This window comes from Aeromonas sp. EERV15, from assembly GCF_900079845.1.
Lineage (GTDB): Bacteria > Pseudomonadota > Gammaproteobacteria > Enterobacterales > Aeromonadaceae > Aeromonas > Aeromonas sobria.
On record NZ_FKKY02000172.1, the window covers coordinates 1 to 436 of the forward strand.

Genomic DNA, 436 nt, shown 5'->3' on the forward strand with positions numbered 1-436 from the left:
CGCGGTGCTCGGCGTCCTCAAGCACGTGGGGGCGCCCAAGGAGCTCGAGATGAAGATAGCCGGGGAGTCGCTCTTCAACGACGGTGTGGCCGTCGTCGCGTTCCTCGGGCTCCTGGAGATGGCGTCGGGGACGACGGGCTTCGACCTGCCGAGGCTCTCCCTCCTGTTCGTCCAGGAGGCGATCGGCGGCGTGCTGTTCGGCCTCGCGCTCGGCTTCGTGGCGCTCGCCATGCTGCGAAAGGTCGACGACTACAAGGTCGAGGTCCTGCTCTCGCTGGCGACCGCGGCGGGCGGCTACGCCCTGGCGTACGCGATTCACATCTCCGGCCCGATCGCGATGGTGGTGGCTGGCCTCTTCATCGGGAATGAAGCGCGCGCCGGCGCGATGAGCGAGAAGACCCGCGAGCACCTGGACGACTTCTGGGAGCTGATGGAC

1 protein-coding gene is annotated in these 436 nt (G+C 68.1%); it reads left to right on the forward strand.

The features are described from left to right. Positions 1-4: 4 nt before the first annotated feature. On the forward strand, positions 5-436 hold a 432-nt coding region (locus BN4575_RS23015), incomplete at its 3' end, for a cation:proton antiporter domain-containing protein (RefSeq protein ID WP_256029056.1).